General features: G+C 63.3%; 9 protein-coding genes. 3 read left to right on the forward strand and 6 right to left on the reverse strand.

Annotation, left to right across the window (positions count from 1 at the left end):
- Positions 1 to 103 precede the first annotated feature (103 nt).
- Complete coding sequence (locus MU558_RS20240; protein ID WP_246976449.1) at positions 104 to 709, forward strand: metal-dependent hydrolase; 606 nt, start codon at positions 104 to 106, stop codon at positions 707 to 709.
- A gap of 81 nt (positions 710 to 790) precedes the next feature.
- Positions 791 to 1,699 carry a hypothetical protein gene (locus MU558_RS20245; RefSeq protein WP_246976452.1) on the forward strand — a complete coding sequence of 303 codons (909 nt, stop codon included), beginning with the start codon at positions 791 to 793 and terminating at the stop codon, positions 1,697 to 1,699.
- Here the strand turns inward: MU558_RS20245 and MU558_RS20250 are convergent, their stop codons facing one another.
- The 6 genes from MU558_RS20250 to MU558_RS20275 all read right to left on the reverse strand — a co-directional run bounded on the left by MU558_RS20250 (position 1,700) and on the right by MU558_RS20275 (position 8,870).
- The gene (locus tag MU558_RS20250) at positions 1,700 to 3,565 is read right to left on the reverse strand and encodes a hypothetical protein (RefSeq protein ID WP_246976455.1); all 1,866 of its coding nucleotides are present in this window, start codon (positions 3,563 to 3,565) and stop codon (positions 1,700 to 1,702) included.
- Positions 3,558 to 4,667, reverse strand: a complete 1,110-nt coding sequence (locus MU558_RS20255; protein ID WP_246976457.1) for a hypothetical protein — start codon at positions 4,665 to 4,667, stop codon at positions 3,558 to 3,560. Before MU558_RS20255 ends, MU558_RS20250 begins: the two co-directional genes overlap by 8 nt.
- A gap of 2 nt (positions 4,668 to 4,669) precedes the next feature.
- Positions 4,670 to 5,794, reverse strand: coding sequence for a hypothetical protein (locus MU558_RS20260; protein ID WP_246976460.1), 1,125 nt, complete (start codon positions 5,792 to 5,794; stop codon positions 4,670 to 4,672).
- Between the two features lie 114 nt (positions 5,795 to 5,908).
- Positions 5,909 to 6,088 carry a hypothetical protein gene (locus MU558_RS20265; protein ID WP_246976462.1) on the reverse strand — a complete coding sequence of 60 codons (180 nt, stop codon included), beginning with the start codon at positions 6,086 to 6,088 and terminating at the stop codon, positions 5,909 to 5,911.
- A 173-nt stretch (positions 6,089 to 6,261) separates the two neighbouring features.
- Positions 6,262 to 6,933, reverse strand: a complete 672-nt coding sequence (locus tag MU558_RS20270; RefSeq protein WP_246976465.1) for a metallophosphoesterase family protein — start codon at positions 6,931 to 6,933, stop codon at positions 6,262 to 6,264.
- Positions 6,934 to 7,262: 329 nt separating this feature from the next.
- Positions 7,263 to 8,870 (reverse strand): hypothetical protein, encoded by a 1,608-nt coding sequence (locus MU558_RS20275; protein WP_246976468.1) that lies wholly within the window; start codon positions 8,868 to 8,870, stop codon positions 7,263 to 7,265.
- 186 nt (positions 8,871 to 9,056) lie between these two features.
- On the opposite strand from MU558_RS20275, the gene MU558_RS20280 reads away from it, so the two are divergent.
- Positions 9,057 to 15,134: a hypothetical protein gene (locus MU558_RS20280; RefSeq protein WP_246976471.1), complete on the forward strand. Its 6,078-nt coding sequence runs from the start codon at positions 9,057 to 9,059 to the stop codon at positions 15,132 to 15,134.
- The last annotated feature ends 60 nt before the right edge of the window (positions 15,135 to 15,194 follow it).

Here is a 15,194-nt window from a genome sequence, read left to right on the forward strand (position 1 = left end):
AGTCCGGTATGTGCGAATGGGGCTCCGTACATCGACTCGAGCCAGATCAAATCGGACGCCGCACCATCAAGCCCGACGTTCGAACCTGGAGAAAGACAAGAGGATGCCTAGCTTCGAGAGTCATGTGCGGTACGCCACGGCAGCGTACCTCGGACTCGCGCTCGCGGCCGTCCTGGGAACGGCACTGGGTGCGCCGGCGGCCATCCTGACAGGTGTCGTCGTTGGCTATCCAGCAACGATCGCTGGCGCTGGGTTTCCCGACGTTGACCATCCTAGCAGCAAGCCGTATCTGTTCGCGAAGATCTGGCTTCCGAGAACGTTTGCTGCCGTGACTGGGACCGTACTCGTTGCAGAACGTACACTTGTGATCGAGCTGATCGAGCTGCTCCCAGTTCCAGGAAGGGCGGCGTTTATCGCGGGCGCTGTCTGCACAGTCGCGGTCGCTGCGGTATATCGGTTGACCACGCGGATGATTCCCGTGCTTCGCCCCTCTCACAGAACGGTAACCCACAGCATCACCGTCGGCCTCGGCCTCGCTGCCGTCCTCGGTACGGTCGTCACGACCGTCGGACGGGCACTCGAGTCGGGAGGCGCGTTCGAAATCGGGCTCGTCGTCGGCACGTGTTTCGTGGTTGGAGTCGCTTCTCACCTCCTCGTCGACGATGAACTTCCCCTCATCCAGGTCGACAACCTGACCGATGAAGAGTGACAAGAAGAGTTCGTATAAAACGCACGTCGATAGGGGAGTCAGAGACAGCATCCTGTCCAGAGGATTCGAACGGTCACAGTGATGACCCCAGCCCAGCACACGGAGGAGGCGGGAACGTCCGATCAGGGAGCGGCCTGGAACCCTCGGCAGCGGGTCGATCCGGCATTCCGCAATACAGTGTGGAACGACATCCTCGGGTCGTCACGGAAACGTGATGTCTTCCTCGCGGTACGGGATCTGGCCTCGGAGCGGTGCTGTCTAGAGAAAACCGAAATCGCCACGAGGGCTCTTTCATACCCTCATTTCAGCGATCGCGACAAGCTCCGCGGAGGGGATCTCGGGGATAACGGCGACCTCGAGCCCCTGCGTGACGTCGGGGCCGTCTTGCCGATCCCGAAGATCGCCCGCCCGAGCGTGGATTACGTCGTCCCGTTCCGGGACCTCTGTCAGTACCTCGTCGACCCATACCACGCACCGACCGCGGAATCCGTTCAACTCGCAATCGAATACTACCGTCGGAACCAGGAACGGGACCACACCAAATCCCGGAGGAAGTCCGGTACAGTCCGGGACCTCCCGATCGATCCGTTCGCGATCGAACTCTACACCGCCGTCCGACTCGCCCTGCGGCTGGATATCGACGTCGACCGCGTGACATTCACGACGTTCCGGCCGAGCGTGACCGATCACGAGCACGCTCGTGGGTTTGTCATCGAGGGCCAACTCGAGGCCGATTCCGAGGGAGGGTCAGACGACGACACCGATCTGATGTCGGAGCTTGAGACTCTGTGTGCGGAGTACGTCGAATACGCCGCCCACGGGAAGGATATCTTCCGGATCGGGGTTTACGCCCGTCCCGACGACGAGACGGACACCCGAACCGACGCACGTCGGCGGGCAATTCGGGACTTTAGTTCGTTCGAAACGTTCAATCGAGAGCAGCGCAAGTTCCGATTCAGGTGGTCGCTCGATCCGGTCATCATGCTCTAGTCAACTGTCCCGCACCCGACCTGGCTCTTCTGTCACCTCCGAGAACTCAGCCGTGAGCAGTCTCGCGACGTAGGTCGAGAGCGGTGCGTTCAGTGGCTTGACCAGTTCCTGATTCCGACACCCGTCGGTACCGCAACTGCCGCGCTGGACGGCACACAGGGGACACTGCACCGGTGTAAAGTCGAACTCGTCGATGGAGGTGTGGGGGATTTCTGCCTCCTCGACGGCCCAGAGGAGTCTGCCGGTCGTGTATTCTTTAGTGACTTCCACCGGATCAAACACGCCGGGATCTGAAAGAATGCTGTCGATACGATCTCGCTGCAACAGATTGAATTCGTTCTCGTTGTCGGACCGATCGGGATCGCCCCTTCCGTCCACGGCGGCTTTGAGTGCGGCCCGGGTATCGAACGCCGTTCCGAGTTGTTCGACCAGGTGTGTACGGTACTCGTCGCGCCGCTTGAGCACCTCATTGATAAGGACGTCACCGACGAAGTATCGTTCCCAGAGTTCGCGGTAGGTCTCGACACCTGGCGGCAGGGTGTACCGATCCTGATCCAGTTCCCACCCGATCATGTTGTAATTATACTGGTAACGGGTACGACTGTTCGCTCGGTCTCCGAGGGGACGATAGAGAACGCTTGCGAACGCACCGTGTTTCTCGAATGCCTCGACAAGCAGCTTCGGGAGTGGTTCGTAGTCGAGGTCGGAGAAGTGCTGCTCCGGCACTGCAGCCTGTGCGCGCTGGGGCACCTCTAGCAGCGGCGTCTGTTGATCCCGCATTGTCGACCCTACCTCAGTTTCGAATACGCCTTCGACGAGTTGGCGGCGAAGTTCGTCACCCGTCTTGGCGGTCACAGGCTCCTCAGCAGCTATTCGTTCGAGTTCCCGTACGGTCTGCACGAACAGGTCACTCAGCCACGTTCGAGCGGGTGCCACCTGCAGGTCAACCCGTGACTCATAGCGTCGCAAGTAGTGATCGTAGGCCTCGTCATCAACCGTAACGATCGCTTGCAGGTCGTCGAGTGACTTTGGCTCAACGTCGACGGTATCTGGATCGAACAGTTCGCTCGCCTCGAGCGATCCCAGTGGTTCGATCGGATAAGGGACGTCCAAGACGGCCTTTGCTACCTCCTCGGCGATCAACAACCCGCTTCGAGTGTAGGTCGAGAGCGTTCGTTCGCCGATCTCGTTCGCGGTCGACCAGTCTGTCTTCGCGATTTCAGTCAGAGCATGATAGTAGAGCGGATTGACGTACTCCGTCGAGGCACGGTCCTGTCCACCTTGGACGACAGTCCTGGCGTCAGTCACGGTCGACTCGCCGCGCGCGAGTGCTCGTTGTTCTTCGATCTCTCGATTGAGTTTGTCTGTGATGTCCGTTGTGTCGTCCTCGTCGACGACTGCCTCGTAGTTCTCCTTGACAGACCGGTAGTATTCGTCGTCGTTACCGATCGTCGAGATGATGTGGAACCGGTCGACAGCCTCGATAAACGGTCCCGTGACGCGGTCGATCTCGTCGGCGACCTGTAAGGCCGCGAGCATTGCCCGGAGGTATGCGTCGTTGCTGTCGCGATCGGGGTGGAGGAGTGCCAGTAGGTAGTCTGCCGCTGCGTGTCGGAGGTGGGCCGCAGTATTGAGTAGCGCCTCGTTCCATTCTCCGTGCATGAACTCCTCGCGGGAAACCAGCGCGTACATCACCGTCATATCCGCCAGATCGTTCGGGGGGACGTTGAGCAACAACGTGTTGCTCGCGTAGTGTGCCGCGGCGCGCGCGTCGGTTTCGCTGATGGCGAGATTTTGGTGTGCGGTCCGCCACAGGGGGTGTTGGTGGATCGGTAGTGACTCGGCGCCGCTACGCTCGTCACTCATCCTCGTTCTCGAGCGATCGGACGGCAGCATGGAGGTCGCGCTCCGTGACACTGCTCTCTTGGACCAGCTGTCGGAGGTCTGCCGCCAGCGATCGAAGGGGTTCTTCTAGCTCCTCGACGGAGCGATCGCCGGTCACTACCGTTACCGCCGTTTGCAGCTCTCCGGTAGTGAGTCCGACACTACGGGCGATCCGTCCAATCTCCTCGGCGAACGCTTCGATCCCATCGGATTGCCCCGACGTGTCCGCTTCGTCTGCGACATGGTCGGCGGCGCCGAAGTTGATATTTGCCGCCCCAAGACGGGGATCAGGTCTTGCTTCGGAATCGACCGACTGGTCTGGCTCTCCCGGCTCCGAGGGATCCTCGCTGCCGGTATCGTCGGTTGCGTCCCCCATAGCAGCGTTCGTCGGGCGGTACCGTGGTTCGTTACTTGGCGATCGGAGTGCTATCGGCCCCGCTAGATCGCCCTCGAGTGCGGCCTCGAGTGCCGCACGCAGGTCAGACCTGATCTCCGATATCTCGTCGTCGACGTCGAAGGCGTCGAGGTCGAGGCGCTCGATCGCGTGCGTGATCTGCTGGCGAACGGTCTCCGGGTCCGCTGAACCCACGGTCAGGGCCTGGCTCGATTGCAACCGTGCGGTGACCGCCTTGGCAGTCGACGGGTCGAGACCGGCCTCGCGAAGCCGGCGCTGCCAGACTTCCTCGACCAACTCTCGCTCGCTTCGAGTGCTATCATCGGTATCGTAATCGATGGACTCGTTCGTCGGCTGTAACGTTCGTTTGGCACCGGGCGTTCGAAGTGCAACCGGTCCGTCGAGTCGACCATCGACAGCGGCCTCGAGTGCCTCGAGGAGGTCCGCCTTGACGGCCTCTTGCTCCGCCTCTGGCACGTCGAAGGCGTCGAGATCGAGGCGCTCGATCGCGTGCGTGATCTGCTGGAGAACGGTCTCTGGATCCGTCGCCCCCACGGTCAGGGCCTGGCTCGATTGCAACCGTGCAGTGACTGCCTTGGCCGTCGTCTCGTCGAGACCGGCCTCGCGAAGCCGGCGCTGCCAGACTTCCTCGACCAGTTCTTGCTCTTGTTCGCTGTCGTCGACAGGCATCGTCATTCACCTCTGTGCAGATCCGCCGTCGACTCGTCCTCGGAGTACTGAATCGACCCCTCGTCGGGGGTGATCCGATCTCTCACGAGCGTTCCGAAGGTAATCGCGTCCCCGTCGCCGAACTCGACTTCCTGTGCGAACCGCGAACTGCCTCCTGTCGACGGGTGGCCGACGAATGCCGACTTCCGGCTATCGATGGCGTTCTCGCCGATCCGCTGGACGACGAGTTCCGGATCCGGCGCCTCGACCGCTTCCGTATCGATCCCCGGCGGATCCACGTCGTCGGCCTTCTGTCGCGGGTACAGCTCCATCGGTGCTGCGACCCACGAGTCAGAGAACCGTCGGAGCGTCTGATCGATCGGCACCTTCTCCCGATCCCCCCACTCGACGTCCGACACCCGACCGACAACCGCTCGGGTGTGCCAGTAGTCGCCGATCGGCTCCTCTTCGGGCACCTCGATGCCGAGGTTTGTGAGTTGGTCGTAGGCTGCATCCGAGAGCGTCTCTGGACTGCCGATCTCGAGTTCGATTTTTGGAGGATCGTCGATCCCGTTTACGAGCTTGCCATCCCGGGCTATCCGACCTGGATCGACTCTCTCTGTCGCCGAGAGGAGAAATGCGTACAGCGTCCCCTTCAACGGCAGCAGCGATCGACCGTCATTCGGATCGAGGACCACGTCGTCCGGCGACACCGGCCGATACTCCCAGCCGATGTACTCGATCGCCAGCTGCGTGGCCGGTGACAGCGGTGCGACTTCAGCGCCTTTCTGGTACTCTTGTGCAGACAGCCAATCTTCCGTCAGGGGCCGCCGCTGGATCACGGAATTCTGGTCTCTGTCCCACCGCGGCAGCAGGGCGACGATTCCGAGTTCTTCGAACACCTTTAGGTGCCCGATCAACGTCTGTGTCGTTACTTCACGCTCGAGTTCGTCGGACACATCGGCCGCGAGTGCTTTGTTCGTCATCGCGAGGCCGTCGGTCTCTGCCATCGCGTCGAGAATCTCACACCGCTTCTCGAAGGGGAATACGCGATCGCAGAGTTCTTGCCAGTAACGAACGCTGTTATCGCTCCACTCGAAGTCCACGATCGGGATCTCGCGGCTGTCGGGCGTTCGAGATTCAGTCATGCCCTCCCCCCGTACAGGCGAGTGGCCGGTCGCCTTTGTCTCCCATATTGTAAACAATCTCTAGCCGAACTGTATTAAATACGTGGGTGTGTAGGTCGCACATAGTCGTTGTGATCACTGAAGCGTATTCCCCGTCTGGCCGTTCAGAAAGAGGATCGTGAACCAGGCTGCTGCGACCGCCGTCTCCGGTGGGACCCCGTCGGCTTCGTACTGTCGGAGCAGTCGTCTGGCCTCTTCGAACGCAGTCGTGTCGAACTGTTCGCGATCACGTCCGACGGACATGGCCGTTTTCATACAGTCTACGACGCGTTTGAGGTCTCTGTCGAAACTTCCGGTCGTCGGTCGGTGCGCCAGATCTACCTCCGCATAGGTGTCGATCATTCCCGTTCGAGGGTCACCTCACGTCGACAAGATCGGTTGTGGTCTACCTACAGTCGACGTAACTTTTTTAACTCTCGAACTAGCGGTTACTTTCCTTTCCTGAGACGCTTGGCTGTCAGGTGCGGGAGATCGGCGTCTCGAGCGCCCTGCTGTGCGCGGTTGACGTCGTAGTCGACACGTCGGAGGTCGACTTCGTCGGTGTCAGTATCGAGCACGCCGTAGGCTGCCTGACGGTCGCGGTCTCGAGGTTGGCCGACGCTGCCGGGGTTGACGATCAGCCGACCGTCGATCCGTGCTTTGTGCTGAATGTGCGTGTGCCCGAGCACGATTCCACGGTGGTGCTCGAGGTAGGGACGCATCTGCGGGACATCCTTCGGACGGACGTAGTCGCCGAGGAGGTCCGGGTCGGGATGACTGTGCGCCAGCCGATACCTCCCGTCAGCGATTTCGGTCCGCTTTGGAAGGTTCTCGAGCCACTCGATCTGCTCGTCCGAGAGTCGGTCGTTCGCCAGATCCAGCCCTGCCTTCACCATCGGGTTGCCGGCGTACCGGCGGGAGTTCCGTACTGCTCGGTCGTGATTGCCCTGAACGACGATCGACGCTTCCTCGCGGATCCGTTCGAGACACGCTGCCGGCCATGCGTTGTATCCGACGACGTCACCGGCACAGACCAGTTCGTCGACCGCTGGCAGATCGTCGAGTACCGCTTCGAGTGCTGGCAGGTTCGCGTGGACGTCCGAGATCAGTCCGATCTTCATGTATATGGGGTCGAATCGCTCGCTGGTAACTTGCTCGTCGGAGCGGGGGAAACCGTTACGTTTTTGTCCATAGTTTGACTGCTCGCTCGGCCACCAGCTCGAGCCGCGCCTATCGGCGGAAACCAACGGCTCGTCGAGCGGGTTTGCTAGACGACCGATCGGGATCGTCCAGGCGAAAAGCGGACCAGTCGAAGCAGGGAGTGGTCGACACGACAGCTCTAGCCAACCGACTCGCCAGGGAACTGTCTGTCGTCTTTCTTACCGACTCCCGTCGCGAGTTACGTTCGATCGACGCTCCGACGCCCGTACGGCTGTCCAGACCGGGGCCGTCAGTTCGCGGACAACGTCACGCCGACCCGCGAAAGGGAATCGTCGTCTGCCTCCTCGAGTTCGTCCCCGACCGATCGGATCCGATCGAGCGTCGTCTCCTCTGTTCGCTCGAGCACCTGGAGCACACCCAGAGCGCCTGCGAGGAGTCGCCGCCGCGGCGTCGGCTGCTCGCCGTCGGTTACGAAAGCAGCGACTGCGTCGAGGACTGTCTCGTCGGTCACGATCGCCTCCCGGACTGCGTAGCCGGTCGTCCAGTACGTCAGCAGAGCTGGAGTGGGCGAAGACCTGTCGTCGTCGGATGTCGAGGGGTCGGGAGCGTCTACACCGAGGAGGTCCGGCTCACTGTCCTCGATGATCTCACGCATTTGGACGAGCGGCAGCTCCGGCCCCAGGTCGGCGACCTGTGGCCACGACGCGTCTGTCGGGATCGCACCCGCAGCGTCGGTGGGGGCGGCGAGCAACGCGTCCCGAAGTCCGTTCTGGAGCGGCACTAGCGAGGCCAGTAGGTCCGTCGGGTCGGCCGCTGTGAGCGTTTCGTACGCGATCGACGTGGCCGACTCGGCCAGTGCAGCCGACTCGGTCGCCGTGGCACGTGCACCGATGACCCGAACGCTGCGGGCCCGGAGCTGCGGTTTCGTTTTCGGGTCCGTCTCCCGTGCGATCGCCTCTACGCGCTCGATCGGCAATCGATCGAGTTCACGCGGAATCGCGTCTGCAATCGCGTCGGCGACCCGGAACGCCGCTTCGATGATCCTCTCCTCGTCGTGATCGAGAGCCGAGGGGAGGACGTGCACAGCCGGCCGAAGAGCGTCGTTCTCCGTCTCGTCGGCGAGTTCGACCAGCGCCACGCTCGCCAGTTGCGCCACGAGCGGTTCCTCGTCGTCCAGTCGCGTCGTCAGTTCCAGGGTGTAGTCGGAGACGACCTCTGGCTCCGACCCGGCCAGCGAGCGCAACAGTTCCGCGACCATCGTACGGCCCTTGGCGTGTGGGCCGGTGAGGAACGGTCCCAGATCGATCGGCTCTAGCCGCGGTGGTATCAGGTCCATGTGCTCTTCAGGCGCGTGGGCGAGTGTCAACGACGCGGGGGCGATCGCGTCGATCTGGCGCTCGAAGCCATCGAGATACGTTACGCTCAATGCCACGTGGTCAGCCATCGCCTCGACCTCGTCTGCCCCGGGAATGTACTCGCCGAAGGTCGTCACCGGCGCCAGGAGCGTCGCGCCGCCGGTCCTGAGTCGGGGATCGGCAACCTGGAGCATCGACTCCCCGAGGTGCGAGAGGTCGGCGACGAGTTCGTGGTCATCGCCGTCACCACTCGTTAAGACGCGGGTCGCACGTTCGGCGTTTCGCTTGGGGCGGACGTCGTCGGCATCGATACCAGTCTTGATGACCGAAGCCAGATCTGGCTTGAGACGCTCGAGTGGAAGTGACGACTCGTCGACGTCTTCGTCGTCGAGGAGGGTGATAGCGCGCCCCTGTGTCCGGGGGTCGGAGTCGGTCAGGGCCCCAGAGATCACCTGCAATTCGTCGTCAGTGAACTGCCCGTCGCCGCGCTCGGAGAGCCGGTCGTCGATCGTTCGTAGTTCGCGGCGGACTGCTCTAGACATACATCAGCGGTAATGTCGCCTCGTATAAAATCGGACGTAGCGGGACCCCCGACGTCGACACACTGCCGATACCGTAGTCCCGCTTCGAACGATCGGATTGCCCCGTCCAGTATACTTAACAGTCCTATCCCACAACTCCGAACGACGATCGAGGCGGCCAGCGGCCGCCTGCGGGGGTTGGGACGCATGCAAGATCCAGATAGCAGGCTATCACATCGATCGGACGCAGAGATCGTTGCGGCACTGAACGCCGTCACGGACGATCCAGTTCAGGGAATCGATCGCCTCCGATTCGTCCTCGACGCACTCACGGACGCTAGCAAAGTCGGGCAAAAGTATCGGATCGCGGCGGGGATCACGGGAACCGGACCCAACGACGTCCGGGACGCGGCCATCGAGGCACTGGAAGCTATCGCCGAGCGCTCACCGACCGAACTCGCGACCGAGGATCGGATCGCTCGGATAGCGAACCTCGCCCAGTCGGTCGACACTACAGGCAGTATCCGCCTGATCGACCTGCTCGGCGATCTCGCGCCACACGTCGATGCTGGGCCCGTCGACGACCACTACGAACCGCTGATTCGCAGGTCGCTCGACGGTCCGCCCACGTCCGTCACCGGACACGCTCTCGAACTGCTGGGCGAAAGACTGTGTGCGAACCCGCAGTCCGACGCGCTGGTTCGACTGCTCTCGCGAGCGCTCAACCACGAGTCCCCGGCAGTTCGTGCCGTCGCCATCGGCGCAGCCGGGACTGCGCTCGCGGCTGACCGCCCGCGAACGGAACTCGCCGTCGCGTTCCGCAACGGCGACCTTTCCCTGGGTTCGGGTTCGGCTGTCGATCTCGGTATCGAACCCGACGAAGCGATCTTCGAGGTGAACGTCGACGGGGCGGCCGCGAGGATGCTGCTCGGCGAAGCGCCGGCCCCGATCGACGAAAGCGACCTGTGTGCAGACGGGGGCCCGTACGACCCGTCTGCAGCCGCACTCGAACCGCAGTCCGGAGAGGCGGCGCTCGAGCCCCGATCGGAGTCGTCGACCGAATCCGAAGACTGCTCTCCGACGAGTGTGGGGGCAGGGTCGATCGGCGCTGAGCCACTCGACGTAGACGATGGGGTACCTCGATTGCTCCAGGCCAGTGCTGTCGCCGCCTGTCGCGCGCTCGATGGTCCGGAAGAGGTTGCCGAAGCCGCCACGGAGCAGCTTTCGGCGCTGGTGACTGCCGATGCCCCCGACCGTCGCAAAGCGGCTGCGCACGCGATCGGACACACCCTCGCGTCAGCCGAAACCGATCGCTCGAGGGATACCGCCCTATTCGCGCTGGGGCACTTGATCACTGATACGCGCGAACAGGTCCGCCGGTCGACGCTGCGGGCCGTCGAGCGGTATCTCGACGGGGCGGCGGACGCGACCGATCTCCAGCGGTCGGTCATCGAAAGTGGAACTACGGATCCTCGAGCCCACCTCGACGAACTGCTCGCGGTCGCCGTCTCCGAGTACGTGCTCTCGGACCGTCGGACACACGCACTCGCCCTGGATATCTGGGACGAATACGGCGACGAACTCGATAGTGGCAGCCTGCGGCCAAACTTTCGCCTGGTCGACGACGGCGACGATAGCAACCACGTCGCGTCCCAGAGCGGCCGGAACGCGTCGAGTGATTCCAGCGATCGATCTGAATCCGAGCGATCCCCCTCGGTCGACGGCGGGGGCTGTCGGCGCCCCGATCTCGACGACGGTTCGGAGCGACCCCCTGCCGACTCGCGGAGCCCCGACGAGCGCAAGCAGTGGTTCGACGATCGTGTGACCGAGCTGACGACGGCAGCGGATCCGGTGGCGGCGATCGAAGAGTACTTCCACCAGGCAGATACGCCACAGCACCGCATCGCTGCCACGCGGGCGATCGCCGAACGCTATCAGTCGGCTTCCGACGAAATCGACCGGGACGATCGACGGCGGCTAGACGCGCTCATCGACGAGGCGATCGAGGACGACGCTGCGACCGTCAGGAAGGCCGCGATCCAGGCCACCTGGGATGCTTTTGAGTCAGCCGTCGCGTACCCCTGGCGCGATGTCGCCGATCGACTCCGATCGGCGATCGACGACCCGGATCTCCGTGTCCAGATCGCGGCTTTCGGAGCTCTCGACGACGCGCTCTGCGACGAAGCCATCTCACCCGGACAGCTCAACGAGGTCCACGACCTCGATCGGCTGCTGGACGGGACGCCGAACGAGACGCTCGCGGCCCGCGCCGGTCGGCCGATTCGACTCAACCTCGAGTTGAAACTGCTGGGACGGGCCGTAGCCACCGACGAAGCGGCGTGGGCTGGCGCCGGTCCGCTGCTCACCAGCGCGCTGTCCAGTCAGAATCCGGCAGCCTGTCACGGGGCGCTGGTCGGCATCGGCTACTGCCTCGACGCCGGGGTAGTCCAGTGGGAGGGCGTCGCATCGCGGATCGAACGGGCGGTCGCCAAACGACCACCGAAGATAGCCGAGCAGGCAGTCACGACCGCGACGACTGCGGTCCAGGCAGGCGTCGCCGACTGGGACGACGTCGAGAGTATCTACCGAACTGCAGTCACCAAATCCGAAGACGAGCCGTCCGAAGCGGCTGCACTCGCTGCTGTCTTCCTCGTCGGACGCGGCGTCGTCGATTGGCGTCAGGGACCGCTCGCTCACGTCGTCGAACGCGGTCTCCAGGTCGGTAACCAGGAGGTTCGAGTCACCATCACGGGCTCGCTCGCGCGGGCGGTCGACGACGATCTCGTCCCCTGGCGCGACGCCCTCGACTGTTTCGGGCCGCTGTTCGGTTCCGATTCGACGGTGACCCTCTCCGACGAGTTCGGTGGTGACGAGGTTCCGGTCACGTCGCTGTTCGTCCACACGCTGCTCGACCGGGGTGCCGTCGACGCCGATCAGATCGGATCACTTGTCGAGTACCTACCGGCAAACCTTACCGACCGGGAGCGACAGCTAGTACTGCCGGTCGTATCCAAACAGGTTACTGACGGACAAATCGGCCTTCCGGTCGTCGAACAGTTTCTGACGGACTGCTTTAGGGTCGGGTCGGTCGAAACCGCCGAGGCAGTCGTTGGGTTCCTCACTGGCGTCCTCAAGAACGGAACCGTCGATACGACGGTGGTCGCGACGATCCTCGACCGGGGTGTCAGGGGCGCTCCCGACGATACCTGGGTGGCGGTCCTGACCTTGATCGCAGTCGAGGTCGAACGCGAGCGGTTCCGTTTGGAGCCCTTCGAGGACCTGATCCGGAACGGACTGTTCCACGAATCGGTCCTCGTGGCGCACAAGGCCGTCGGGGCATTACTCCACGCGACGATCTCCCAGACGGCGGCTCGCGATCGATTGGTCGACCTGCTCGAACACGTGGTTCGACATCCAGCCGACGACGTGGTCAGCGCCGGGTACACGGTGTTACAGGTTGGGTTGATGATGGGCGGATTCGTGTTCGAGGACGTCGAACACCTGCTGTGGTACGGGCTCGAGCAGGCAGGCGGCGTCGCCGGGAAGATGGTGATCCACGCCATTGGCAGTGGACTGTACTGGAGCGGGAGCGACGACGTCAGGTTCCCCGACGATCTGTCGGCCCGGTTTGGAGATCAGGCGACCGACTCGACCGTGTCGTGGGTGGAGTGCCGGAGCATCCTGATCGGCGCGCTCGAAAGCGACCGCGTGCCGGTGCGACGCGAAGCGGTCAAAGCCATCGGGGCCGCGCTCGTCTCCGATCACGTCGAATGGCCGGCAGTCGAGGACGATTTTGCGACCGCCGTCGACGACCCGTCCTCGAGTGTAGCCAACGACGCCCTGTCAATCGTCGTCGGACTCCCGTCGCAAGACGTCGTCGAGTGGGCCGAAGTTGCGCCGCTTCTCGAACGGGGAGCGGATCGAGCAGACGATCGGCCGGTCCACGTGGCGATCACCGGCATTGCGAAGGGCGTGTCTGTCGGAGACCTTCCGTTTACCACCTGGCGGTCGGTCTTGGAAGCGACGTTCGACCGACAACCCGACACGGTCGCGAAGGCGATTGCTGGCGTTCGGGACGGAATCGTCAACGGCCACGTCGACCTCGACCGGGGTCGGCAATTTTTCCACGACGCGATCCGTTCGGACGCTGCAACCGTCGACCAGACGGTCATCGAGACTGTTGGAACGATCGTCGTCACGTGTTCCCCGGACTGGGCGGCGGTCGCTCCCCTACTGAGGCACGGACTCGAGACTGGCGGAGACGCCGCCGTCGAAGCCATCTCCGTCACCAAAGCCGGACTCTACAAAGGAGTCTTCGAGTGGCGAGACGTGGCATCGTTCGTTCGTGACGGCCTCGACGGTGACGTAGACGTCGCGGAAGCGATGGTCGAGGCACTCGTGATCGCCAGTTCGAACGGCACGGCCGACTGGGCAGACATCGTGGCGGCCCTCGACTACGCCGCAGACCATCCCCACTCCCGGGTTCGCAGACAGGCCATGGACGCGCTCGGCTCTGTCGTCGCCGACTATGGATCCGAGGTCCACTGGCTGGACGTCGAAAGCGTCATCCAGCGATGTCTAGACTCGTCGGCGACCGCGGCACCCTCCGCGGCGGCCGTCCGCTGCTGCGAAAAGGTCGTCAAATCCGCCGGAATCGCCTGGTCGGCAGTAACGTCCGTTCTCGGTCCCGCACTGTCCCACCCGGAGGTCGACGTCCGGGTCGCTGCGGTCCACACGACGGGGCTACTCGTCGACTGCATCGACTGGGCCGACGCGAACGTGGTCTTCCGCGAAGCGCTCACCGACCGCGAATCCGACGTCGTCGAGGCGGTGTACTACGTCGTTGCCCACGGATTCGAGGCGGGGCACGTAGACTGGGACCAGGCGAGCCCCCTGATCGAAGTCGGACTCGGTCGAGACGACGACGTTGGGCCCGAATACGCCGTCTTCGCTATCGGTTCCGGACTGTACCACGGCGTCGTCGACTGGGTGACGGCAGCGCCACTCCTCCGTGACGCAGTAGCGGCGGGTGGCTCGAGCACCAGGTCCGAGGTCGTCAATGCGATCGGGACACTGCTTCGGGCCGACCGGATGCAGTGGTCTGACGTCGAGAGTCTGCTCCGGGCAGTGGTCGAGACTGGGGTGGAGCGATCGGAGGGTGCGCCAGAGGTAGTCGAGGTGATGGATGTCGTCGAGACGGCCCTCGTCGACCGCACGATCGGCTGGCCGACTGGGCGTCCGCTCGTCGAACGAGCGATCGATACGGACCACCCAGACGTACGTCACGCCGCAGTTCGAGTGACGACCGTCTGTCTGGAGGAGGGAATCGTCGGCTGGGACGACGTCGACTCGACAGTCAATCCCGCCGTCGAATCGAAATCTCCTGCAGTACGGGACCAGGTACTGTTGGCGGCGATTACGGCTGCCATGGTGGAGGAGAGTGCCAGTTACGGGGCAGTCCGTCCAGTCCTCGAATCGCTTACCAGTGGTCACGAGAGCGAGATCGGCGACGAGATACTGAGGTGCGTCACGAACGTCTCGGCATCGTCGCTGTCGTCGTCCGACCTTACGGACCTCGCCTGTGATCTCCTCTCGATTCTCCCACCCGAGCATGGCACGACCCTGCTCGAGTTCACCGTCGGAGACGAGCCACGACCAATCGACGACGAAGACGTATCGACACTGCTACGGCGGGCGCTCCGGAACGGGGCGGCATCCGTGCAGTCGACCGCTGTCCGACTGGCGGCTGATCGGTTCGGGGCCGACGACGAGCGGACGGTCGACCTGGCAACACAGATGTGTTCGCGAGGGACTCCCTCGTCGGAGGTTTTGGCGGCTGTCGTCGATGTGCTCGAGTCTATTCCCCCAGAGACTCGCCCGGTTGACGCGCTGGGGACGCTCCTCTGTGACTGTATCGCCGGCGAGTCTGCAGATGTCCGTCGACGTGGATTCGAACTCGCCGCTGAACAGTTCGACGCGTTGTCGCCAGCGGATCGCCGCGCGCTCGTCGATCACGCCCTCGACGAACTCATCGAGCGATCCAGCAGTCCGCGCGTCCGTGCCGGTGCTGCGGCCGTGGTGGGAGCTGCATTCGGATCCACATCTCGACCGACAGTCCATTCGGCTGCGGTTGCCCGGCAGGGAGCTGCGGCCGGACTGGAGGACATCCTCCGTGACGCCCCGGTCATGTCTCCAGAAACGAAGGTTCCACTGGTCGACCTCCTGACGAGACTCGAATCGCCGAGTCCGGTAAGCCGGAACCTGGTCGATGAGACACTGCGCTGATGCTGCCAAAGTGTAGCTGTGATTTTACAGACAGATCAGGCTGGTAATCGCCCCTGAATA

This window comes from Natribaculum luteum, from assembly GCF_023008545.1.
Classification (GTDB): domain Archaea; phylum Halobacteriota; class Halobacteria; order Halobacteriales; family Natrialbaceae; genus Natribaculum; species Natribaculum luteum.

Excerpts from the sequence above, each read along its gene's own strand:
- MU558_RS20260 (WP_246976460.1), bottom strand. The coding sequence starts at position 5,794 with ATGACTGAATCTCGAACGCCCGACAGCCGCGAGATCCCGATCGTGGAC.
- MU558_RS20275 (WP_246976468.1), bottom strand. The coding sequence starts at position 8,870 with ATGTCTAGAGCAGTCCGCCGCGAACTACGAACGATCGACGACCGGCTC.
- MU558_RS20280 (WP_246976471.1), top strand. The coding sequence starts at position 9,057 with ATGCAAGATCCAGATAGCAGGCTATCACATCGATCGGACGCAGAGATC.
- MU558_RS20270 (WP_246976465.1), bottom strand. The coding sequence starts at position 6,933 with ATGAAGATCGGACTGATCTCGGACGTCCACGCGAACCTGCCAGCACTC.
- MU558_RS20255 (WP_246976457.1), bottom strand. The coding sequence starts at position 4,667 with ATGCCTGTCGACGACAGCGAACAAGAGCAAGAACTGGTCGAGGAAGTC.
- MU558_RS20240 (WP_246976449.1), top strand. The coding sequence starts at position 104 with ATGCCTAGCTTCGAGAGTCATGTGCGGTACGCCACGGCAGCGTACCTC.
- MU558_RS20245 (WP_246976452.1), top strand. The coding sequence starts at position 791 with ATGACCCCAGCCCAGCACACGGAGGAGGCGGGAACGTCCGATCAGGGA.
- MU558_RS20250 (WP_246976455.1), bottom strand. The coding sequence starts at position 3,565 with ATGAGTGACGAGCGTAGCGGCGCCGAGTCACTACCGATCCACCAACAC.
- MU558_RS20265 (WP_246976462.1), bottom strand. The coding sequence starts at position 6,088 with ATGAAAACGGCCATGTCCGTCGGACGTGATCGCGAACAGTTCGACACG.